19 protein-coding genes are annotated in these 22,974 nt (G+C 47.8%); 9 read left to right on the top strand and 10 right to left on the bottom strand.

Going from position 1 to position 22,974, the window contains the following annotated elements; genetic code table 11:
• The first annotated feature begins 1 nt into the window (after position 1).
• Positions 2-1,876 carry a thiol reductant ABC exporter subunit CydD gene (cydD, locus tag BUA17_RS12005; RefSeq protein ID WP_072733745.1) on the top strand — a complete coding sequence of 625 codons (1,875 nt, stop codon included), beginning with the start codon at positions 2-4 and terminating at the stop codon, positions 1,874-1,876.
• A gap of 1 nt (position 1,877) precedes the next feature.
• Positions 1,878-3,827 carry a thiol reductant ABC exporter subunit CydC gene (gene cydC, locus BUA17_RS12000; RefSeq protein WP_072733744.1) on the top strand — a complete coding sequence of 650 codons (1,950 nt, stop codon included), beginning with the start codon at positions 1,878-1,880 and terminating at the stop codon, positions 3,825-3,827.
• Between the two features lie 200 nt (positions 3,828-4,027).
• Here the strand turns inward: cydC and BUA17_RS11995 are convergent, their stop codons facing one another.
• From BUA17_RS11995 to BUA17_RS11980, 4 genes are all read right to left on the bottom strand, one after another.
• Complete coding sequence (locus BUA17_RS11995) at positions 4,028-4,987, bottom strand: MraY family glycosyltransferase (protein WP_072733743.1); 960 nt, start codon at positions 4,985-4,987, stop codon at positions 4,028-4,030.
• A 105-nt stretch (positions 4,988-5,092) separates the two neighbouring features.
• Positions 5,093-5,770, bottom strand: a complete 678-nt coding sequence (locus BUA17_RS11990) for a hypothetical protein (RefSeq protein ID WP_072733742.1) — start codon at positions 5,768-5,770, stop codon at positions 5,093-5,095.
• A 1-nt stretch (position 5,771) separates the two neighbouring features.
• Positions 5,772-6,641, bottom strand: a complete 870-nt coding sequence (locus tag BUA17_RS11985; protein WP_072733741.1) for an ATP-binding cassette domain-containing protein — start codon at positions 6,639-6,641, stop codon at positions 5,772-5,774.
• 7 nt (positions 6,642-6,648) lie between these two features.
• Positions 6,649-7,035 (bottom strand): GntR family transcriptional regulator, encoded by a 387-nt coding sequence (locus tag BUA17_RS11980; RefSeq protein WP_072733740.1) that lies wholly within the window; start codon positions 7,033-7,035, stop codon positions 6,649-6,651.
• Positions 7,036-7,287: 252 nt separating this feature from the next.
• Here BUA17_RS11980 and BUA17_RS11975 point away from each other — a divergent pair, with 252 nt between their 5' ends.
• A complete protein-coding gene (locus BUA17_RS11975) occupies positions 7,288-7,992 on the top strand; it encodes an ABC transporter ATP-binding protein (RefSeq protein ID WP_072733739.1) in 705 nt (234 codons plus the stop codon).
• Positions 7,992-10,316, top strand: coding sequence for an ABC transporter permease (locus BUA17_RS11970; protein WP_072733738.1), 2,325 nt, complete (start codon positions 7,992-7,994; stop codon positions 10,314-10,316). Before BUA17_RS11975 ends, BUA17_RS11970 begins: the two co-directional genes overlap by 1 nt.
• A gap of 243 nt (positions 10,317-10,559) precedes the next feature.
• Here the strand turns inward: BUA17_RS11970 and BUA17_RS11965 are convergent, their stop codons facing one another.
• On the bottom strand, positions 10,560-11,375 hold the full coding sequence (locus BUA17_RS11965; RefSeq protein ID WP_072733737.1) for a hypothetical protein: 816 nt from the start codon (positions 11,373-11,375) through the stop codon (positions 10,560-10,562).
• Positions 11,376-11,438: 63 nt separating this feature from the next.
• Positions 11,439-11,756, bottom strand: coding sequence for an ArsR/SmtB family transcription factor (locus BUA17_RS11960; RefSeq protein WP_072733736.1), 318 nt, complete (start codon positions 11,754-11,756; stop codon positions 11,439-11,441).
• A 161-nt stretch (positions 11,757-11,917) separates the two neighbouring features.
• Between BUA17_RS11960 and BUA17_RS11955 the strand changes: the two genes are divergently transcribed.
• Entirely contained in the window at positions 11,918-12,292 is a 375-nt protein-coding gene (locus BUA17_RS11955; RefSeq protein WP_072733735.1) for a polyketide cyclase, read from the top strand.
• Between the two features lie 375 nt (positions 12,293-12,667).
• Here BUA17_RS11955 and gntK read toward each other — a convergent pair whose 3' ends face one another.
• From gntK to BUA17_RS11935, 4 genes are all read right to left on the bottom strand, one after another.
• Entirely contained in the window at positions 12,668-14,218 is a 1,551-nt protein-coding gene (gene gntK / locus BUA17_RS11950; protein WP_072733734.1) for a gluconokinase, read from the bottom strand.
• A 129-nt stretch (positions 14,219-14,347) separates the two neighbouring features.
• Positions 14,348-15,175: a carbohydrate ABC transporter permease gene (locus BUA17_RS11945; protein ID WP_072733733.1), complete on the bottom strand. Its 828-nt coding sequence runs from the start codon at positions 15,173-15,175 to the stop codon at positions 14,348-14,350.
• Positions 15,176-15,196: 21 nt separating this feature from the next.
• On the bottom strand, positions 15,197-16,063 hold the full coding sequence (locus BUA17_RS11940) for a carbohydrate ABC transporter permease (protein WP_063567357.1): 867 nt from the start codon (positions 16,061-16,063) through the stop codon (positions 15,197-15,199).
• A gap of 129 nt (positions 16,064-16,192) precedes the next feature.
• Entirely contained in the window at positions 16,193-17,416 is a 1,224-nt protein-coding gene (locus tag BUA17_RS11935; protein ID WP_306291814.1) for an ABC transporter substrate-binding protein, read from the bottom strand.
• A 373-nt stretch (positions 17,417-17,789) separates the two neighbouring features.
• Between BUA17_RS11935 and BUA17_RS11930 the strand changes: the two genes are divergently transcribed.
• From BUA17_RS11930 to BUA17_RS11915, 4 genes are all read left to right on the top strand, one after another.
• A complete protein-coding gene (locus BUA17_RS11930; RefSeq protein WP_072733732.1) occupies positions 17,790-18,557 on the top strand; it encodes a GTP cyclohydrolase II in 768 nt (255 codons plus the stop codon).
• A gap of 259 nt (positions 18,558-18,816) precedes the next feature.
• A complete protein-coding gene (locus tag BUA17_RS11925) occupies positions 18,817-19,395 on the top strand; it encodes a glycerol-3-phosphate responsive antiterminator (protein ID WP_063567339.1) in 579 nt (192 codons plus the stop codon).
• Between the two features lie 23 nt (positions 19,396-19,418).
• Positions 19,419-20,906 carry a glycerol kinase GlpK gene (glpK, locus tag BUA17_RS11920; RefSeq protein ID WP_072733731.1) on the top strand — a complete coding sequence of 496 codons (1,488 nt, stop codon included), beginning with the start codon at positions 19,419-19,421 and terminating at the stop codon, positions 20,904-20,906.
• A gap of 393 nt (positions 20,907-21,299) precedes the next feature.
• Positions 21,300-22,958, top strand: a complete 1,659-nt coding sequence (locus BUA17_RS11915; RefSeq protein WP_072733730.1) for a glycerol-3-phosphate dehydrogenase/oxidase — start codon at positions 21,300-21,302, stop codon at positions 22,956-22,958.
• Positions 22,959-22,974 lie beyond the last annotated feature (16 nt).

Below are 22,974 nucleotides of genomic sequence, written 5' to 3'. Positions count from 1 at the left end.
TATGGGACGGGGGCTGTTGAAGCTGCCGGGCATTCGACCGGTACTGGCGCTGGCTTCAGCGCTGGTACTGTTGCAGGCAATGACGATTATCATGCAGGCGAAATGGCTGGCACAGGCGATTACGGCATTGTTTCAAGGTTCACCTGTAACGGAGCAGTACCCAGTGCTGCTGTTGTTCCTGGCCGCTTTTGCCGCCCGCTATGCCCTATCGTTCTGGTTGCAGCTCATCGCTTCGCGGTACGCGGAGAAGACAGGGAACGATCTGCGTAGACAGATGGTGGAGCAGTGGTTCCGGCTGGGGCCGCGTTTTGCCAAAACGGAAGGAACAGGGCACCTGGTAACCTTGGCACGCGAAGGAACAGCCCAGTATAAGACGTATCTTGAACTGTTTATTCCCCGAATGCTGGGGATGGGGTTCACGCCAATCGTTATTCTGTTCTATGTCTTCAAGCTGGATATGATGTCCGGGGTTATTTTGACGCTGACGCTGCCGATCCTGATTGTGTTTATGATTTTGGTGGGGTTGGCTGCACAACGCAAGATCGATGGACAGTTCAAGTCGTACAAAGCGCTGGCCAACCATTTCGTAGATACGCTCCGTGGACTGGAAACACTCAAAACACTGGGACAAAGCGTTAAGCATGGAGAAACAATCGTTCGGGTCAGTCAGCGATATCGCAAGGCTACGATGTCTACGCTGCGTATGGCTTTTCTATCCTCCTTCGCACTCGATTTCTTCACCATGCTGTCGGTGGCTTCGGTGGCGGTTGGATTGGGGCTGCGCCTGACGGAAGGACATATGCTGCTTGGACCAGCGCTGACCGTACTCATTCTCGCGCCGGAATACTTCCTGCCTGTACGAATGGTAGGCGCAGATTACCACGCTACACTGGACGGTAAAGAGGCCGGGGAATCGATCAGCCAGATGATTGAACGAGGGAAAATGGCCGAACGTAAGCAAAAGGAAGCATACACGAGTGCTGTTCTGCATGGGGTGTCAGAAAAGAACGGAGAATCCTCTTCTTCTGAGCTTTCTTCTGGCCTAAGCGGTGTGGCTCCATCCACCATACGGGTGGTCATGCGTGAGGTGGATGCCCGAAGTGGTGTGGCTGCTTTCTCATCGAAACCCTCTTGGGAGGCAGCGAGCAGACTGGCGCTCACTAACGTACAGGTACGGCATCAGGAAGACGGGCCATGTTCGCTGAATGATGTGACGTTTCAGGTTTCTGGTCTTGGTAAAGTAGGGATTATCGGAGCGAGCGGAGCAGGGAAATCGACCCTGATTGATGTACTGGCGGGTTTCCAGCAGCTTACTTCAGGTCAGATTTTATATAACGGCCAGCCCTTATCTCCAGAGATGATGGAAGATTGGAGAAAACAAACGGCGGCGATTCCGCAGCATCCAACTATTTTCAGTGGCAGCTTAGCGGATAATGTTCGGTTCTATATGCCTGAAGCTTCGGATGCGGAGGTGGCTGACGCCATTCACGCAGCAGGTCTGCATAAGCTTACCTCCTCTTTGCCGAATGGGTTGCAGGAGCCGATCGGGGCTGGGGGAAGGCAGCTCAGTGGGGGACAGGAGCAACGGGTAGCTTTGGCGAGAGCTCTGCTTAGTGCGCGCCCGATCCTACTGCTGGATGAGCCGACTGCGCATCTGGATGTGGAGACCGAGTATGAACTGAAACAGACGATGTTAACGCTGTTTGAGGGTAAGATGGTGTTTTTGGCAACACATCGACTGCATTGGATGCCCCATATGGATCGCATTATCGTGATGGAGGGCGGCACGGTTGCAGAGACAGGAACACATGAGGAATTGTTGGCCCGACAAGGCGTATATTACCAGATGATTCAGGCCCAGATGGAGGCGGTGTAAGATGAAAGCCGGATATGAGCAGACAGAAACAGCCCGGAGCGGGAGCAAAAAGAATAGCTGGATCACTCCGTACGTGGCACAGTACCGCTGGAGACTCGTGGCAGTCATTGCGCTGGGGATATGCGCTACATTATGTGCTGTGCTGCTGCTCTTCACCTCCGGGTTTCTGATCTCCAAGTCGGCGCTCCGTCCTGAAAATATTTTGATGGTATATGTACCTATCGTGGGTGTTCGTGCATTTGGGATTTTCCGTGCCGTATTCCGGTATGTCGAACGTCTGGCCGGACATGATGCGGTTTTGCGTATACTGGCGGATCAGCGCGTGAAGCTGTATCAAATTTTGGAGCCGCAGGCATTGTTCCTGCGCTCTCGTATGCAGACGGGAGACGTACTTGGTGCCCTCGCAGAGGACGTAGAACGACTGCAGGATATTTACCTGCGTACGGTATTTCCAGCGGTTACCGCGCTCATGATGTACGGTGGAGCTGTTGTGGTCTTTGGCAGCGTTGATCTGGGGTTTGCACTGTGGATGGGGTTGTATATGCTGTTTCTGGTTGCCGTGCTGCCTGCCATCTCCCTCCGCGTGACGTGGAAGTTGCGGGTGCGACTAAAGCGGGAGAACGCCAAGTTGTACACTCGTCTGACAGATGGTGTGCTTGGCCTCGGTGATTGGATAGCGAGTGGACGAGCTGAAGAATTTGTGCGTCAGCAGGAAGAGGCTGAAGGACAGGCGGATATGATTCGACTCCGCTTGCGGCAATGGACGCGCTGGCGTGATCTGGTTGCGCAGTGCGTGATTGGACTGATGGTGGTATCCGTGACCTTATGGGCGGGAAGTGCGGCTTCTGCCGGACAGCTGCCTGCGGTTATGATTGCTGCATTTGTGCTGGTGTTGTTTCCACTCACGGAAGCACTGCTGCCCGTAGGAGATGCGGTGGAGCATATCCCGCAGTATCGTGAATCGCTGGAACGATTGCAGCACTTGGAAGGTGAAGAGCATCTGCCAGAACAGTCTGGAACTGAAGAAGCGAAAGCAGCAGCCGGAGCCAAAGATGATATGACGACAGGTATATCAGGCAGCAATCCTGTAGAAGGACAACAGCTGGGTTCTCTGGAGCGTAAGGAAAAAGCGTCGGACCGACGTATCCGCCTACGTATTCCTCCCAGATTGCGAGCCGATATTCAGATCGATCAGGTGAGTTATCGTTATACGTCAGGTGCTCCATTGGCTGTGCAGGAGGTGTCTCTTCATCTTCCGCAGGGCAAACACTTGGCTATACTCGGTCGCAGCGGCGGTGGGAAATCAACCCTTCTGAAGCTCATTCAGGGAGCGTTGCTCCCATCTGCCGGGAACATATTCATCAATGATCTTCCAGTACAAACGATGGGCGAAAATATAACGGATGTCATTGCGGTGCTGAACCAAAGTCCACATCTATTTGATACAACAGTAGCTAACAATCTGCGGATCGGCCGTCCGCATGCAACAGACGAGGAAATCCAGCGAGTGGCTGCGCAAGTAGGTTTATCCGATCTCATTGAATCTTTACCGCAGGGTTATCATACCCCGATGCTGGAGACAGGACTTCGTTTCTCTGGTGGAGAAAGACAGCGGATTGCACTGGCTCGGGTACTTCTTCGCGAAACGCCTGTCGTTATTTTCGATGAACCGACTGTAGGACTTGATCCTGTAACGGAGCGAGCGCTCATGCGGACGATTCTGGACAGCATGCAAGGTAAAACAATGATCTGGGTCACCCATCACCTGATGGGAGTGGAACGGATGGATGAACTTATTTTTATGGAAAATGGACAGATCACCATGCAAGGTTCTCACGAACAATTGCTAGCCCGGGAAGAGCGTTATCGCCGTCTCGTTGAACTTGATCGACCGGGTTGGACAGATGGGCAGCAACCTGTGGTCCTTCTACCACCTGTAGCCTCAAGATAAGAGCGAATATAAGGTGCAGATGCAGGCAGGGCAGGGATCGGATAGAGTATGGCGCGTTGACAGAAGTTTGTGCATGAATCGGTAGTTACTCTATTAAAAGGATAATTCACTTCGTCAGTGAAATAGCAAAGAGACGAGCCACAGGATCAGTGGGCTCGTCTCTTTTTTTACATCTTTTGTTGAAACGTTTGTTACTAATATTACATCTCTACCAGCATCAAAATAATGGAAGAGAGGCATAGACAGGTACTGATGAGATACAGGACGCCAACCACCTGTTTGTGATTCAGACCAGCGCGCAGCAAGCGATAATGGGCTTGACTTGCATCTGCCTGATAGATGGCTTTGCCTTGAATGAAACGTTTGATGACCACAAAAATGTTGTCGAAGATCGGCACACCGAGTGCCAAAATCGGAATGAAGATAGACAGCATGGTCGCTTGTTTGAAAGCACCATCCAGGGCGATTACCGCCAGGATGAAGCCGAGAAACGTAGCTCCTGCATCGCCCATGAACACCTTGGCGGGGGCTTTGTTATATTTCAGATAACCCAGGGTGACCCCGACCAGCGTAATGGCCATAAGGGCAGAATCGGTTTGGCCTTTGGTCATTGCCACGATAAACAGTGTAATGGCTGAGATGGCGGACAAACCGCCTGCCAGTCCGTCCATGCCGTCCGTGAAGTTAATGACTGTTGTCACACCGAAGATCCACAGGATCGTCAGAATAAATTGCAGCCAGATCGGAAGCATAATGTATTCGGAATTGAAGGGATTCACGAACCCGGTGAACGCAATGCCGGAAGCAAATACGAGCACTGCGGCAGAGATCTGTACGAGCATCTTGGGCAGGGCAGGGAAGTCTTTGCCTTTGGTTTTGTACCAGTCATCAACTGTACCAATCGTTAACAGAAGCATTCCGCCGGCGACCAGGGCCGCCGTTTCCCATGAAATTTCTTTCGTAAGAACAATGTATGTCAGGAAGAATCCAGTAAATATCGCGTAACTCGCCGTCAGTGGAATGGGCTGCCTGTGCAGCTTACGCTCCACATCTTCTCGGGGCTTGTCCACAAAATCGAGCCGATGTGCCAGTCGACCAAGCGGCGGAATAAGCAGAACCACGATAGCAAAAGACAGCATAAAAGCCAGTATGTATACCATAAATTCGCTTGATTCACTCCTATCTACCAATTTCCCCCTATTATACGAGCTAAACAGGAAATCTGTCGATGTCATTATTGTAACCTAAGCTTCTACCCAGATAGTTTAGTATGTTCTCCCCTTTGTGAAAAACCAACCACCGGCTACGAACACGATGAAAAGCACAAGATTAAATCCAACACCCTTGATTAGTGAGTCGTTGAATAACAATGCTTCGAAAAAAGAAACAACATGAGCGCGTAGCGCGGGAATCGCTGTTCCGGTTGGAATCGCCAGAATGAATAGCACCCACAGCAGCCAGCCGACAAGGTGGTGGTAGCCGGAGATTAGCATGCTTAGGAGCGCCATCGTCATCAAATAAAAAATAGTTTGGTAGAGAAAAGAACCTGCCACGCCAAATTCGTTCCAATGAAACGCTTCAATAAGGTTTACGGTGTTTTTGTGGAGTAGATTCACTTCAAGCATAGGCCATAAAGAATTAAATAAAGCGATGGCCACTGCCCACACAGCATAAACGAATTGAAGACCAAAAAAATATTGCTTTCGGCTTGCTCCTAAATGTACGATGCGGTTGTAATAGCTAAGCGGAAGTACGATTGCGAAAATGAGCAAAATAAGCAGCAGCAGGTTGCCATCCGCGATTCCTGTGTTCTGACTGCTGTCTATAAAGAGGCCAACAATGAATTCCGCCAACCTGCCAAGGAGGATTAAAATAATGACCATCCATATATAAATCCTCATTTGCAAATAGGTCGCCTTTAAATGAACGGTCAATGCACCCAATTTAACGACCTCCTTCGATCAAATACGAAAAAAACTTCTGAAGCGTCAAATTTTCAATCGTTATGTCTAGTTTGCGGGCCTGCAGCCTGTCCTCATCGTTGAATTTTTCGTAGACGGCGGCAAGCTTTCCGTGGCCGTAAGATTCTGTATGTAATACTCGCTTTCCTTTTGTGAACAAAGCTACGGCATCTGAATTTCCACGAATCAAATAAGCTGCCATCCGTATCCGATTCATCTCGTCATGAAGCAGGAGAGAGCCCTCATCAATGATATAGACTCGCTCTGCGATTGGGGCGATTTCATCAATCAAATGCGTAGAAATTAAAATCGTACGGGGATGATTGGCGTAATCCTCCAAAAGCTCCTTGTAAAACCTTTCCCGCATCAATACATCAAGGCCAAGCACTGGTTCGTCGAATAATGTCAACGACGATCGGCTAGACAGACCGATAATGTTTCCTACGAGTGATTCTGTGCCTCTTGAGAGCTGCTTGATTTTTTTGTTGGGATCAAGCTCAAACGTTTGAAGAAGCTTATGAGCAAACGTCCAATCCCAATTGGGATAGAAATTTGCAGCGAACTGCAAAATCTCAATCAATCGAGCTCCTCCAAATAGCTTGTTATTCTCCCGTACGAAACAGCAATCTTCTGGTAGGGCTCCTTTACCCAACTTTTTACCTCTTATCTCAATGGTGCCATCATTCGCGAAGAGTCCACCTGCTATGATGTTTAGCAAGGTTGTTTTGCCTGCGCCGTTTCGTCCGAGCAAGCCGTAAATAACGTTTTCCTCGAGCTGTATATCCAGATCCCGTAATGCATAGGTTCGACCATATTTCTTATTTAATTTGTCGCAACTCACCAAGATGCTCACAATGAATTCATTCCTTCCTTAATTGTTTAATCATCTCAATGATATCCTCGGTTGCCAGTTCAAGTTTGTCAGCTTCACAAATGAGATTGGACAGTAATTCCTTATAAAAACGATTTCTTCGCTTATTCTTAATCTTTTGTTTGGCATCAGACGAGACATACATGCCAAGCCCTCTTTTTTTATACAATATTTCTTCATTTACGAGCAGGCCAATTCCCTTCACAACAGTCGCTGGATTGATTTGAAAGAGCTGAGAAAACTGAGCAACGGAAAGAATTTGCTCATCCTCTCGGTAAGTTCCGTTGAGAATATCGTCCTCAATGATATCTGCTACTTGTTGAAAAATTGGCTGCTTTTCGTCGAAAGTGACGTTCATTACCTCACCACTCAGCATTGTAGTTTGTTACACATCTAGCAGGAAAACATAACTTATATGCGAAAATTTGTCAATAAACAATCGTTCTGAAGGGTAAGTGATGATTTTTTTTACACTGAGTCCAGTTATTGACAATTGATTGCGATGGAATTATAGTATGCTACATGAGTGACATACTCATACACTAACATACCTACATAAATAAAAATACACTTGCAATAGGGAGCGCTCCAGAAGTATGTCAAATAAATAATGGGGAGAGAGAAATTTATGAAAACATTAATTGAATTTAAAAATGTAACGAAAGAATACAAAATTGGCGAAGTGCCGATCAAAGCGCTGAACGGTGTTGACTTTACCATTAACGAGGGTGAATTCGTTGTTGTTCTCGGTGCAAGCGGAGCCGGTAAAAGCACGATTCTCAATATACTTGGTGGCATGGATACGGCAACCTCGGGTAAAGTGACTGTTGGCGATAAGGATATTACTAGCTTTAACGAGAAGAAGCTTACGGGATATCGCGCCGAGAAGGTAGGGTTTGTCTTTCAATTCTATAACTTAATTCCCAATCTGAATGCTTTAGAAAATGTTGAATTCGCCACTGAAGTATGCAAAGACCATTTGGATGCCAAAGAGATATTAAATAAAGTCGGTTTGAAGAATCGGATAAAAAACTTCCCGTCCCAGCTCTCCGGAGGAGAGCAGCAGCGAGTTGCTATAGCACGCGCCGTTGCAAAGAACCCTCTGCTATTGCTATGCGATGAGCCGACTGGTGCGTTGGATTATGTAACTGGCAAGTCGGTTTTGAAGCTGCTTCAGGATTTGAATACGGAAACGAAAAAATGTGTTGTGCTGGTCACGCATAACTCTGCGATTGTGCCGATGGCGGATAAAATCATTCGGGTGAAAAGCGGAAAAATCGAAAGCGTAACGGTCAATGAGCATAAACAAAGCGTTGAAGGGATTGAGTGGTGATGAAATTATTCAAAAAATTGATAAGGGATATCAAGCAATCAATCGGTCAATTTCTGGCCTTTGTATTGGTTATCACCATAGGCGTTTTTTTCTACACGGGGCTGGTAACGTTAAGTGATAACCTTAGCTCTTATTCAAAGAATTACTTTCAAACTCATAATTTAAGTGACTTAAACGTTTACTACGACCAAGTATCCAAGCAGGATATGTCGAAGTTGAGTGGAATTGAAGGGATAAAGAAGGTGGAGGGACGGTACACCTTTGATGCGACGCAATCTTTTGGTGATACGAAAGCGACCTTAAAGATCCACTCGATTCCCGCCAAGAATATCATTAATACGCCTACGATGATTGAAGGCAACATTCCATCTCGCAAGGATCAAATCTTGCTTGATTCCCATTACGCTAGGGAACATCAATACAGAGTCGGGGATCAAATGAAGTTAAGCGTCAATAACGAGGATGTGTCATTCACCATTAGTGGACTGGGCGAAAATGTGGAATATGCCAAAAAAAACGAAACTCAGGACCATAAAACTTCCGGATTCGCATATGTGGCTGAAGCGGGAATTCCTCGAATCGCAGGTAACCTTTATTATAATGAGGTTTTGATTGAAGCTGAAGAAGGGTACGATATAGACCGATTAGGCCAAAATGTTGAAGCGCAGTCTCAACAACTTTCTTATGTAAGTCAAATAAGTAAAGAGCGAACATTCAATTACTCGCAGCTTCAACATACAGTCTATAACAATAAATTGATGAGCAAGGTTATTCCGCTGGTTCTCTTTATCATCGAAGCGATCATTCTCTTCCTCACCATGTCAAGGATTATCGATTCGCAAAGGAACCAATTAGGAATTATGAAGGCGTTAGGCGTGAAGAACAGCAGCATCATGCTACATTACATGGGTTTCCCGGTATTTGTCGGAATCACAGGTTCCATTCTTGGTTGTATCGTTTCGGCAATCATATTTGTTCCAATGATTGAGGCGTCGAATGCTAGATCTTACTCGTTACCGAGCATAACCTTCTCCTTATCCCCCTTCTCGATCATTATGCCTATCCTGTTCTCGAGTGCATTCGGCATGCTGGCATGTTACTTGAGCGGCATAGGTATCCTTCGAGAACATGCAGCACAGGCGATGAGGCCTAAACTGCCGAAGAAGATGAAAAAACTGCTCATTGAACAGCTTCCGAAAATTTGGGGACGTATTCCCTATAGCAATAAACTCATTTTGAGAAACATCTTTCTTAATAAGCAAAAGGCGATAGCAAGTTCCGTTGGCGTTGTTGTGAGCACAGTGTTGTTGATCACTGCGTTCGGGACACAAACGTCCTTACAAAGGGTCGCCGACCAGATCGAAGAGGTGAATACCTACGATCTGAAGGTTGAATACACGAGTGGGGCAGAGCTAGAAAAGGTGGAATTACCCACTGGGATTGAAAGCAGTTATTATCAATCGACCTTTCCTGTGGAATTCGCCAAGGGCGATGATCATGAGAATGCCACTCTAACCGTTACGCAGAAGGACAACGCACTTATCCAATTTTTCGACGGGAAAGATAATCCGATAACACTTATGGACAGTGGTGTGCTGGTACCAAAATCATATGCGGATCACTATAAGGTTGCGATAGGGGATACGATCCGAATTCGATTCACTGATCATTCGTTTGCGAATAAAACGGTCGATATGAAGGTTGCACAAATATCTAATCAGTATTCCAATCCGTCTTTCTTTTGCTCGATAGCGTATCTGGAGAGTTTTGGGATCGACTACAACCCAACCACAATTCTAGTGAAAGCTAGCAATGCCACAGACCTTACTAACGTACGACAGTTCTTCGAACAAGACAATCTGGTAGATACAATCGCGGACAAGGATGATTTGAAAAAATCTGCACAATTTATTATGAAGCAGAATAGTTTTATCTTTATCATGTTTATCATTAGTGCTGTTATTCTTTCGTTTGGCGCCATCTACACCATATCCTCCATCAACATCTATGAAAGAAATCGCGAGCTGGCTACTCTTAAGGTATTGGGTTATCAAAAAAATAAAATAAATCGACTTATCTTCTCTGAGAACATGATACTCACCACCTTTGCGGTCATTATAGCACTGCCGATCAGCGTATACATGTATTCCATTATTATTGAGGCGTTGTCGAGTACCCATCAACAAATCCCAGATCAAATAAATATGTTTGTTATGCTGATATCAATCATTATTGCATTTTTACTTACCGGGCTCTCTAACTTGATGCTTCGGAGAAAGGTATCCCGAATTAATATGATTGAATCGTTAAAAAGTTTAGAATAAATCGGGCAGTAAAGAGTGGATTATTGCCAATTATATAAATAACGACAAGTGTGAATTGATTCCACACATAGTAAGTCGTCCTTCAAATATGTCTTGATTCTTGATGCCTATCGGAAAATTAATGGTCAATTTTCGATGAAACACTACGAGCCTCCAAGCTGTAGTGTTTTTTACTATATAGACCTAAGTATTTGTTTGTTATTCATATAACCGGCTTAAACAGATCTAGAGCTGCTTAAGGGCTTAGAGTTTCTGGGGCAGATAGGAACCAAAGAGGGAAATCGCCGCATCTGCGCTGTACCCATCATCGCCCTGCCAGGTTGCGGCAAAGTGGAAGTCGCTGTACCCGCCTCTGCTTTTTCGTGGCGTATCCTGCGGAACAAGCAGACCGGAGGCACCCCAGATTTCGAGGATGGCGTCGCGTTCCTGTTTGCTCGAAGGAAATAAGCCTTTCCAGCGTTTCTCCAACCCGCGTGCACTCTCATGAGGCTCGCAGGTTTGCGCTGCTTCAAGCATGCTCACAAGTATAGCGATGTCTGCGTCAGTCACTTCATAAATGGCTTCCTTGCTAGCCAGCAGTAGATCCAGATCCATCAGGCAGTATAACAGGTTATTATGGCGAACCCCGCCCCACTTTACCCGTTCAAAGTTCAATACATTCAGATCGACGTCCGTGTACGTCTTGTCCGATTGCAGGCGCAGGAAGTTGCAATCCCCGCAGGAGCTGGTGTTGGCATGCAGTGCACGGCGTTCCTCGTAGGTATGCAAAGGCAGTTGCGATGTTAAAGCCCAGCTGGAAAGGGCGCTGCGCAGATAACCTTTTTTGGTAGACAAACTGTGTAAAAATGCTGATACTACCCGTCGCTTGATGGAGTTGTCCTGATGAATCTCATGCAAACGTGCGACGATCTCATCATGGGTAATGGTCAGTGGATCGAACATAACACCTCTGCTTTTGGCATATTCAAAGTCATCCCCCGAGAAGGGAGCAGATATTGTTTTCCAGCCGCCGCTTCCCCAGAAGGTGCCCAGCAGAATTTTTGCCGCTTTTTTATCCAAGAAATCAACCTCCTTTATACAATCCATAAGATGATGTATCGCAAGATTTAAGCTTCGTTTTCCTTAATGTACATATTCCTCGGCTGTATTCAGAATCAGTTCAACAAGACCGGGAAAACGGGAGTTCAAATCGTCCTTTCGTAGAGAATAAAAGTGCTGTTTGCCTTCAATGCGAGGCCGGATAAGGCCTGCTTCACGCAAGATTTTGATGTGATGAGACAACGTTGATTTGGAAATATGGTCTACTTCGAAAGCGGAACAGTTTTTCTCGCCAGAGCTGGCCAGACAGTGTGCAATTTTCATCCGTACCGGATCACCGAGTGCGTTGCAGACCGTGGTCAGATTCAATTCCGAAGCCATAGGTATCGTTGGAGTTTTCATATCTATGACGGTAGCATACTCGACAATCTCTTTCAATGTTTGATTTTTTTCGAACTAAGGGTTGTTCTGTGGACATAAAGTGTGGTACATTTCTTCTGATTTAGTTTGAAATTTTTCGAACTGAAATCCAAATCAGCTTATCAACCTCAGGAGGAATACCCATGACTACCTTGTTAAACAACTATTTCCGTTTATTTGACGCTTCCCGTACAGACGAACGCGCGATGCAAGATCTGTTGTCCCTGTTTACACCGGATGCAGAGATTGTGTTGAACGGCACCAGCAGAACGGGATTTGATGGTTTTATGAAGGCTTTCTATGAATACAATAGCGATGTGAAACACATGTGGGACGAATGGAAGCTTCAGCCGGACGGTAGCTATCAAACAAACTGGGCGGTATGCGGACAAGCTTCGGACGGAACGGTGTATGCCAAAACAGGCATCGATATCGCTCGTGTGAATGAGGCGGGACAGATTGTGTATTTGGAAAATGTGCAGGCAGATAAGGATGCATTCAGCAAATATAATGGATGATTGCAATAATTAGGATATAGATGCATATCCAGATTGAAATAGAAAGGGAGCAACCGATCGATTACTTTTCGATTAATTGTTCTCTTTTTTTGTCGTACTCCGGATCAGTTAGGCGTTAACTTATTTCCTACAGATAGTTCAAAGTTAGGTGTTTTATTTGGATGCATAAATGTTCTTTTGTGGTTCTTCTTATTGAGATACTTCGTTATCTATCTTGCATATCATGTCACCATTGCTGATGGTGTGGTGGGCAATGCAACTATGGTACTTGGGGTATTTGTACAAAAAAAGTACATGAAGAAGGGCCACCCCATATGTCATAGACATAGTGGGATGCCCCTCTTTAACGTGCAGCGATTCGTTGGCGTAGCTAACTCACTTCTGCATCGTTTTATTCTGAAAAGCAGCGATATCGGCATACTCTTCTTCAAACTTGCGGGAGATGCGGATGAAGATCGGCAGCAGTTCGCGATAGACGCGAACGCTATCCGGGTCTGGCTGATGCCGATGCGTCGATCCAATCATGCCGGAGACGGCGCTGAGGGAATCGATGCGGCCAAGAGCATATAGCCCCAGTACGGCTGCCCCCAGGCAGGAGCTCTCGATACTTTCGGGAATGATGACATCCTGGTCGAAAATATCAGCCATCATCTGGCGCCACAGCTCAGAGCGGGCGAATCCGCCCGTGGCCTGAATCTTTTTGGGACGTCCGATCTTCTCTTCAATCGCCAGCATGACGGTGTACAGGTTAAACAAGACACCTTCGAGAGCAGCGCGAATCATATGCTCCTTCTTATGATGCAGCGTCAGGCCGAAGAACGAACCGCGTGCATTCGGATTCCAGAGTGGGGCCCGCTCACCCGTCATGTACGGATGGAACAGCAGGCCTTCCGAGCCTGGAGGTACATTTTCGGCGACACGGGTCAATACTTCATACGGATCAATGCCGAGTCGTTTCGCTGTCTCTACCTCAGATGCCGCAAACTCATCCCGAATCCAACGGAATATCACCCCGCCATTGTTGACCGGACCGCCAATCACCCACGCATCCTCAGTGAGCGCATAACAGAAGAAACGCCCTTTCGGATCAGTGACTGGCTTGTCCACGACGGTACGAATCGCTCCGCTGGTACCGATAGTAACGGCCACGACGCCTGGATCAATGGCGTTTACGCCCAGATTGGAGAGCACGCCGTCACTTGCCCCGATGACAAATGGCGTCGAATCCGCAATACCCATCTCCTTGGCATACTCAGGATTCAAGCCTTTCTTGAGTACATGTGTCGTCGGCACGAGGCGGGACAGATGATCCGGAGTGATGCCTGCGACATGGAGAGCTTCCTCGTCCCAGTCTAGCTTTTCGAGATTCATCATTCCGGTGGCTGAGGCCATGGAATGGTCAATCACATACTCGGAGAACAATTTATAAAATACGTATTCTTTCATTGAAATAAATTTGTGCGTCTGTTTGAACAGCTCAGGTTGATCTCTGGTTAGCCACATGATTTTGGTCAGAGGTGACATCGGATGAATCGGCGTACCGGTTCTCAAATAGATTTCGTGACCGTTCATTTCGGTTTTGAGTGCTTCCGTCCACTCGGCACTGCGATTGTCTGCCCAAGTCATCGCCCGCATCAGTGGTTTGCCGTGTTCATCAATAGGCAGAATGCTGTGCATGGCTGAACTGAACGATACAAACAGGATTTCATCCGGTTTGATCCTCGCTTTGGAGGTCGCTTGTTTAACCGATTCTACTACTGCTTTGAAAATATCTTCTGCATCCTGCTCTGCAATCGCAGGAGTAGGGGTATACAGCGGGTAATCGGCACCGCCTTGAGCCACGATGGTTCCGTTCTCTTCAAACAGGACGGCCTTCGTGGAGGTGGTGCCGATATCTACGCCGATCATATAGGGTGAAGAAGCCATTTTGTCATCCCTCTTTCTTGAATATATAAGTGAAATGAATGCTGTCTATTCATCCAACTTATATGGCATCTGGTATTTATCTATAGATAAGAATATCAGACTTGAGGGATGGATCAAAATGCGCGATCCCTAATCCTTTACAGCTCCTGCGGCAATATCGGATATAAACTGGCGGCTGATGAACAGGAACATCACGATCAGCGGAATAACAGCCAGCAATGTACCCGCGATAACCATCGCGTAATCCGTATTGTACAGTCCGTTTAATTGAGACAACGCAATCTGCAGCGTATACTTTCGTGCATCCGTCAAGACGATCAGGGGCCAGAGATAATCATTCCATACGCCAATAAACGTGAACGCACCGAGGAAAGCAAACGCAGGCCGCAGAATGGGCAACGCCACGTTCCAATAGAGCCGAAAAAAGTTACAGCCGTCAATTCGTCCGGCATCCAGCAGGTCATTCGGTATGGACTCCGTGGCATATTGGCGAATCCAGAAGATGCCGAAGGCGTTCACCATGCCCGGAATAATGAGGGCTTTGAAGGAACCAACCCATCCGAACGTCGCCATGAGCACGAAGGAAGGGACCAGCGACAGCTGGGAAGGCACCATCATGGTGGCGAGCAGTAGGACGAAGAGCCATTTTTTACCCGGGAATTCAAACTTCGCAAACGCAAACCCTGCCAGTGAATCAAAAAACAGTACCAGTACCGTCACCAAGCCCGACACAAACAACGTATTCATGAATGCGCCCCAGAAATCAATCTGCTGAAGCACCCGACTGATATTGTTCCACAGTTCGCCCCCGAACCAGAGCTGAGGTGGGAACTTATAAATGTCGGACGTCGTCCGGGTAGACATTACAATCAGCCAATAGAACGGGAACATGGAAATGAGCATGCCCCCGATAAGACCGATATACAACACCAGCGATTTGAGAGATTTGGACGTCATGAGCGCTCCCCCCTTGTCACATCAGGATGACTTGCCTTGAACGAGCTTCCAGTTCACAATCGAGAACAGGGCGATAATGAGGAACATGCCCCAACCAACCGCAGCACCGTAGCCGAAGTAGTTATTAATGAAAGATTCGCGGTAAAGGTACAATACAATGGTCATTCCGGCTGCGCCTGCGCCGCCATCGTTACCCACGAGAATTTGTGGCTCGGTGAATAGCTGCATACCGCCGATTGTTGATGTGATTACAGTGAACAGAATGACGGGACGCAGCATCGGAATCGTAATTCGGAAAAAAGACTGTATCCCGGATGCACCGTCAATCTTGGCTGCCTCGTACAATGTCTGCGGGATGCTCTGAAGTCCGGCCAGATAGATGACTGCGTTGTATCCTGTCCAGCGCCAGACCACCATGGAGGAGATTGCCACTTTGATGCCCCATGGCGCGTTCAGCCACTCCACCACTGGAAGTCCTACGGACTGGAGCAGATAGTTAAGAAATCCGTAGTTGTTGGCAAATAGGGCACCGAAGATAATGGCGACGGCCACGATGGACGTCACGTTCGGCAGGAAATATCCCACGCGAAACAGCGTGCGGAACTTCACAAACGGTGCATGCAGCAGAAACGCAATGATCAGGGCAAAGAACAACATCGGGATGGTCGCGTATATCCAGATCATGAACGTATTGCCCACCGCTTGCCAGAATTCTGCATCGGTCAGCATATATTTAAAGTTGTTTAGTCCGTTATAGGTCATCACACCAATGCCATCCCATTTGTGGAAGGCCAGATATAAGGAAAAACCGATCGGAAACAGTCCAAACACGGCAAACAGAATGTAAAACGGGGAGATCGCCACATAGAGTGCACGTTGTTCCCACATCCGGGACAAGAGTGATTTCTGCCGATCCAAATCCGGACTTACCTTTCCGGGATCCGGAGTGAGGCGAGGTTCGGTTACAGCCATATGAATTCCTCCTTTGCGGATTGCCATCTCATAAGAGTGTTTGAATTAACGCTGTAACTCCCGCTCAACACGGTGAACCGTATCAGGCCAGACCTGCTCCGGGTTGGCATTTTGCTTCGCAATATCATTCAGCCGCCGAGTAATGATGTTGTGCACCGAAGGGTATCGTTCGCCAAAGAAAGCCTCGGGCACATGCTGTGCCGATTCGGCAAATACAGGCCCTGTTGCCTGTCCGCCGAAGAAGGGTTCTTCTTCTTTCATCGCCGGTGTATCGAACACACCAGGTGCCGAAGGAAACAGGTTCAACGTCTTATATTGTTCAAGCTGATTATCCGGGCTTTGCAGCCACTGGATGACTTCGAACGCTTCTTTTGGGTGTTTGCTTGACTTCAAAATGGACAGGAATGATCCACCGTTATTGCCGTCTCCACCAGGAGCGCGAGTGACTCGCCACTTGCCAGATGTATCCGGCGCGGCTTCCTGCAGTACCTGCTTCATCCAGACGGCTCCCACAAAGGAAGCAATCTCACCATTATTCATCGCTGCGTTCCAGCCCGGGGTCCAGCCGTCGGCATTAGCGAGCAGCCCTTTTTGCTTGAAGGATACGGCGGTATCCCAGCTCTGCTTGACGAGTGGAGAATCCATGCCGATAAACGAGCCGTCAGGACGGAAATACCGTTCGGTTCCTTGCGATAACACTTGATTGTAAACGGTTCCAATATTGTCGGTTAGAAATACCTTGCCTCCGAACTTCTCCTTGATCTTTTCTCCTGCAGCAGAATAGGCATCCCAGTTGTTGATCTGGCGAGCCACTTCTTCAGGCTCGGAAGGCAATCCGGCCTCTTTAAATAGATCTGCACGGTAGAAGAGGGCTGTCGGTCCCGTATCCATAGGGAAACCGATCATTTGTCCACCCGGTGTAACGCCTTGCTTCCATTTCCAATCCAGATATTGGTCTTCGACGTCACCTGCGCCGAGATCATACAGATTATAGAAACGGTCCTCGCTGGGAAAGAGCTCCATGATCCAATCGTTCAATGCGACAATGTCGGGCTCACCTGAGCGCGCAGCGAGTGTCGTTTTGAGTTTTGCTTTGAAATCACCACCGATTTTCTGAGCGGTCAGTTCAATATTGGGGAACTTTTCCTTGGCCTTGGCAATCAGCTTATCATCGATGGAACGGTTCCAGTACCATAATGTAAGCGCTACCTTTTTGTTGCTCGATGAATCGTTCTGTCCCGGCCATATGGAGCATCCGCTCACCAGCATGACACAGACTAGCAGAATGGCTGTCCAGCATGTTCTTTTCCGGCGGATCATGTGATAACCCCCTCATCGTTAAGTTCGAGGCATGAAGTGCGATGGACTACAACATAAGTGTATGAGCAGTTTATAAACTCATACCCAATATTCCTGAAATGAAACACAAATTTGTGTCGGTTGCGTATCATAAATTTATTAGTTACTTTAGAAACAAAAGTTACTTGACACAACATAATTTTTATTTTAAACTTGCTTACATAAAGTAACTAATGATGATGACAATAATATAGATACGTATGATATGCAATCCAGTGATCCATTTTCCGTCTGGATGCGAATCAATTCATAACCAAGATGGCTTAACAGGAGGAACTTACTAATGATTAATTCACATATTATTCAACTGCTTGCCCCTAAAATCCAGACTTTTCCGAGTGGAAAAGAATTCATTTACCTCGTTGGGCCGATTAAGCTTCCGGTGAACCTTGATGGAGAGACACACACCTTCCAGTGGTACAGCTGGATGAAATCGGAGAAAGTTATGGAAAGCGGCGAGCTGATTGAATCTCTCGCTACTGCCGAACTGGCTGAACGTCAGCAATCCAGCGTATTAGTGTACGGTGATTTTGCCGAAGCACAGGAAGCACTGATTCGGATGCACAGCATCTGTCATACAGGCGACATCTTTGGCAGCAAACGTTGTGACTGCGGCTTCCAACTCGAGCAATCGATGAAGATGATTGCTGCCCATGGAGCAGGCGCACTCTTCTATCTGGCGAATCATGAGGGCCGTGGCATCGGTCTGTTCAGCAAAGCGATGGCATACCTGTTGCAAGAGGAAGGTCTGGATACCGTTGACGCTAACCTGCAACTTGGGTTCACAGACGATGCGCGTAATTATGATGATGCCATTGCCGTATTGCGTGCGCTTCGTTCAGCTCCTGTTACATTGATCACGAACAATCCACGCAAGCTTGCTGCTTTGCAGGAAGCGGGACTGAATGTAGGTGGACGTGTGCCACTGTGGGGAGATCGCTCGTCCTTTAACGAAAAATATTTGCAGACCAAAGTGAGCCGTTCTGGTCACTTGGCAGAAAATGATGCATGGGCTGGCGAAGAGACCTTGCTTCCACACGCCCAAGCCTAAAAGGTTGATCCCGATCCCGATCGATCGTTCAATATGATTTTGGCATAAAGCCTGTTTGCCATTCTGTCCAATAGACAGGACAATTTAAGCTGTTTGTGTATGCTCCTTCTGGGGTATACATGAACAGCTTTTTTAAGTTTAGAGAATGGAACGGTCCCGTCTCACGCGAAGAATTAATCTGACGGTCCTGACTTTGCTTGCCGTTCATACCATACGAACTATACAATATAGGCATCTGATTTATGCGGGAGGAACGAAGGTGCCATTTGAGGGACAGTATGTGTTACCGGCTGCCAAGAGCATGAAGCAGTTTGAAGCAATGATTGAAGGCCCTTACACCTATGGGGTTATGCTGGATACGCATATTGCGCAGCTTCATAGTCTGCTGGAAGAAGCACGGCGACGTGGTAAAAAAATAGTACTGCATGCCGATCTGGTGCAGGGGCTGAAGAACGATGAATATGCCGCAGAGTATTTATGCCAGCATATTCGTCCGGCAGGACTGATTTCGACGCGAGCCAGTGTAATTCAGAAGGCGAAACAGAAAGGGATTACAGCCATTCAGCGCGTTTTTCTGCTGGATACAAATGCGCTGGAGAAAAGTTATCTTTTGCTGTCCAAGACCCAACCGGATTATATTGAAGTACTGCCCGGTGTTATCCCGCATATTATTGCAGAAGTATCCATACGGACAGGTATACCCATTATTGCAGGTGGGTTGATCCGCTCAACGGAAGAGGTTGAACTGGCGCTGGAAGCTGGAGCTACCGCAGTAACCACTTCCAACGTGGACCTGATTCGGCACTACAAGAAATCGCATACAGAATATAAGCAGTAATCCCACAACAGGAGGTTGTCTGTATGGAAAAATATATATTGGCCCTAGATCAGGGGACGACAAGTTCCCGGGCTATTCTATTTAACCGGAGCGGGGAGATTGTACATATTGCACAGCAGGAATTTCCACAGTACTTTCCCAAGCCGGGCTGGGTGGAGCAGAACGCCAATGAAATTTGGAGCTCCATTCTGGCAGTGATGGCTTCGTGTCTGGCCGAAAGTGGAATCAAGCCGGTCCAGATTGCCGGCATCGGCATTACGAACCAGCGGGAAACGGTTGTGGTATGGGACAAAGAAACGGGCCGGCCCATCTATAATGCAGTAGTCTGGCAGTCCAGACAAACGGCTGATATTTGTGATGAGTTGAAGGCGAAGGGATTGGGTGACCTTTTTCATCGCAAAACAGGCTTACTCATTGACCCTTACTTCTCGGGAACCAAGGTGAAATGGGTTCTGGATCATGTGCCTGGCGCCCGGGAGCGTGCAGAGAATGGTGAGCTTCTGTTTGGTACGATCGACAGTTGGCTGATCTGGAAGCTGAGCGGTGGTACTCATGTTACTGATGTATCCAATGCTTCCCGCACATTAATGTACAACATCTATGATCTGCAATGGGATGATGAATTGCTGCATATCCTGGACATTCCCAAAGCGATGCTGCCAGAAGTGCGCGGTTCATCCGAGGTGTACGCACATACGGTTGACTACCATTTCTTTGGCCATCGGATTCCGATTGCCGGAGCAGCAGGAGATCAACAGTCGGCATTATTCGGTCAGGGCTGTTATACAAAGGGGAGCATGAAAAATACGTACGGCACCGGCTGTTTCATGCTTATGAATACCGGTGAACAACCCGTACAATCCAACCATGGTCTGATTACAACTATTGCATGGGGCATTAATGGCAAAATCGAGTATGCGCTGGAAGGCAGTATTTTTGTCGCAGGTTCGGCGGTACAGTGGCTGCGTGACGGCTTACGGATGCTTCGTTCCTCAAAAGACAGTGAGGATTATGCGGCACGTGTACCCTCTACAGACGGCGTTTATATGGTGCCTGCATTTGTAGGTCTGGGCAGCCCTTACTGGGACAGTGAAGTTAAGGGAGCAGTGTTTGGTTTGACGCGAGGAACCACCAAAGAACATTTTATCCGTGCAACCCTGGAAGCACTGGCGTATCAGACCAAGGATGTACTGGCGGCAATGGAATCCGATTCAGGTATTCCGGTGAATGCCTTGCGCGTGGATGGGGGGGCGGCGGCCAATGATTTTCTGATGCAATTCCAGAGTGATATTCTGAATATCCCTGTGGAGCGTCCCAATGTGAACGAAACGACGGCATTAGGTGCGGCTTATCTGGCAGGACTCGCAGTAGGCTATTGGAATAGCGCGGATGAATTGGCGAATCACGAGAATACGGAACGTGTCTTCCATCCGGTTATGGCTGAAGATGAGCGTACAGAACTGTATGCAGGGTGGCAACGTGCCGTGAAGGCAGCGATGGTTTTCAAATGAGTGGATTATATTTCAAATGGGCATTTGTACTTTTTCGTTAAAGTTCTACAATAAATGATATTTATTGGTGGAAAATGATGCATAACTTACAGGGGTTATTTTCCTGGAGAAGAGAAAACATATACCCACTATAAGGAAAAATAAATGATTAGTGGATCAGCTTGAAATTCCATCCGCAGGCAGAACAACTTTTTGAAATTTTTTTGAATAATGTGTCATTTCAGGCCTTCACGCCGCCTTAATTGTGTGATAGGATTAAGTCACAAGTTAAAAAATGATGTCTGGAGATCGGGAGAGACCACGTACCGCTCAGCAATTGCTGAAGCGAATGACGTGGTCTTTTTTTTTGTGCTTTTGTGGGTATAACAGAGGTAATCAATGGGAGGAATCAGAATGACAACATCGTTCTCGGCGGAAAAGCGTACGGAATATCTGGATCGGATGGCGAATGCACATTTTGACATATTGATTATTGGTGGGGGAATCACGGGAGCCGGGATTGCGCTGGATGCAGCTTCCCGCGGATTAAAGACAGCACTGGTGGAAATGCAGGATTTTGCAGCAGGCACATCCAGTCGTTCGACCAAACTGGTGCATGGCGGTCTACGGTATCTGAAGCAGTTTGAAGTGAAAATGGTGGCTGAGGTGGGACGGGAGCGAGCGGTGGTGTATGAGAACGGGCCGCATGTAACAACACCCGAACCGATGCTGCTCCCCATCTATACGGCGGGTACCTTTGGACGCTTCAGCACATCCATTGGTCTGATGGTATACGACCGGCTTGCCGGAGTGAAGCGTAGTGAACGACGCCAAATGTTAAATGCCGGTGCCGTCTCAGACAGTGAGCCTTTGCTGCGCAAGGAAGGACTGCTGGGTGGTGGACGTTATGTGGAATACCGAACGGACGATGCCCGGCTTACCATTGAAGTGATGAAGGAAGCGGTGCGGCGCGGTGCACAGGCAGTGAACTATGTGAAGGCAGCAGCATTCCTGAAGGAGAATGGGGTCATTACCGGAATTCAGGCTGTGGACCAGATCAGCGGTCAATCTTATGATTTGCGGGCAACCAAGGTGATTAATGCTTCCGGTCCATGGGTGGATGAGCTGCGCAAGATCGATGGTTCGCGCCAAGGCAAAACGTTGCAGATGACGAAAGGTATTCATTTGGTATTCGACGGTACGCGTTTCCCGTTAAGGCAGGCTGTGTATTTTGATACACCGGATGGACGAATGGTCTTTGCTGTCCCACGGGATGGGAAAACCTATGTGGGAACCACGGATACCGTCTTCGAAGATGATCCCGCACACCCGTTAATCTCTGAGGCAGACCGGGATTATGTCATCGATGCCGTCAACGGCATGTTCCCGGACGTTCGAATTCGAGCTGAGGACGTGGAGTCCGGTTGGGCTGGAGTACGTCCCTTGATCCATGAGGAGGGTAAAGGGCCTTCCGAAATTTCGCGCAAGGATGAAGTGTGGGTAGCCCCTTCGGGGTTGATCACGATTGCCGGGGGAAAATTGACCGGGTACCGCAAGATGGCAGAGATGGTTGTTGATCTGGCTTCCCGCCAATTGGAGCAGGAGACGGGGAGATCCGCTGGACCATGTACTACGAAAAAAATGCCGATTTCTGGAGGCCATGTTGGCGGTTCCGCCAGATTTGGTGCGTATGCTGAACGCAAGATTAAGGATGGAGTAGCACTTGGACTCGACAGATCTACTGCGGAACGATTAGCCAGAGTGTATGGTTCCAATGTGGATGCACTGTACGAGCGGATTCCTGATCCGCGGACAAAGGCCGACCTTCATGGTATGTCACAGGAGCTGCTGCTAATGCTACGTTATGCCATTGACGAGGAGATGGCTGTGACACCTGCAGACTTTTTTGTGAGACGCACCGGAGACCTGTTTTTCCGCATTGACGAAGTCCGTCAGTATAAGGCAGTAGTGATTCAGTTTATGGCTGAACGCCTGGATTGGCGGGAGGAGCAAGCGATACGGTTTGCGAATGAACTGGATCAGTTGCTCTTGGAAGCATCGGGCAAAATGTAATGCAGGATTTCGCATC

It is taken from the genome of Paenibacillus sp. ov031, assembly GCF_900143165.1.
GTDB classification, from domain to species: Bacteria; Bacillota; Bacilli; order Paenibacillales; family Paenibacillaceae; genus Paenibacillus; species Paenibacillus marchantiae.
The sequence above is the reverse complement of the archived record's forward strand: the minus strand, read 5'-3'. Positions and strand labels throughout refer to the sequence as shown.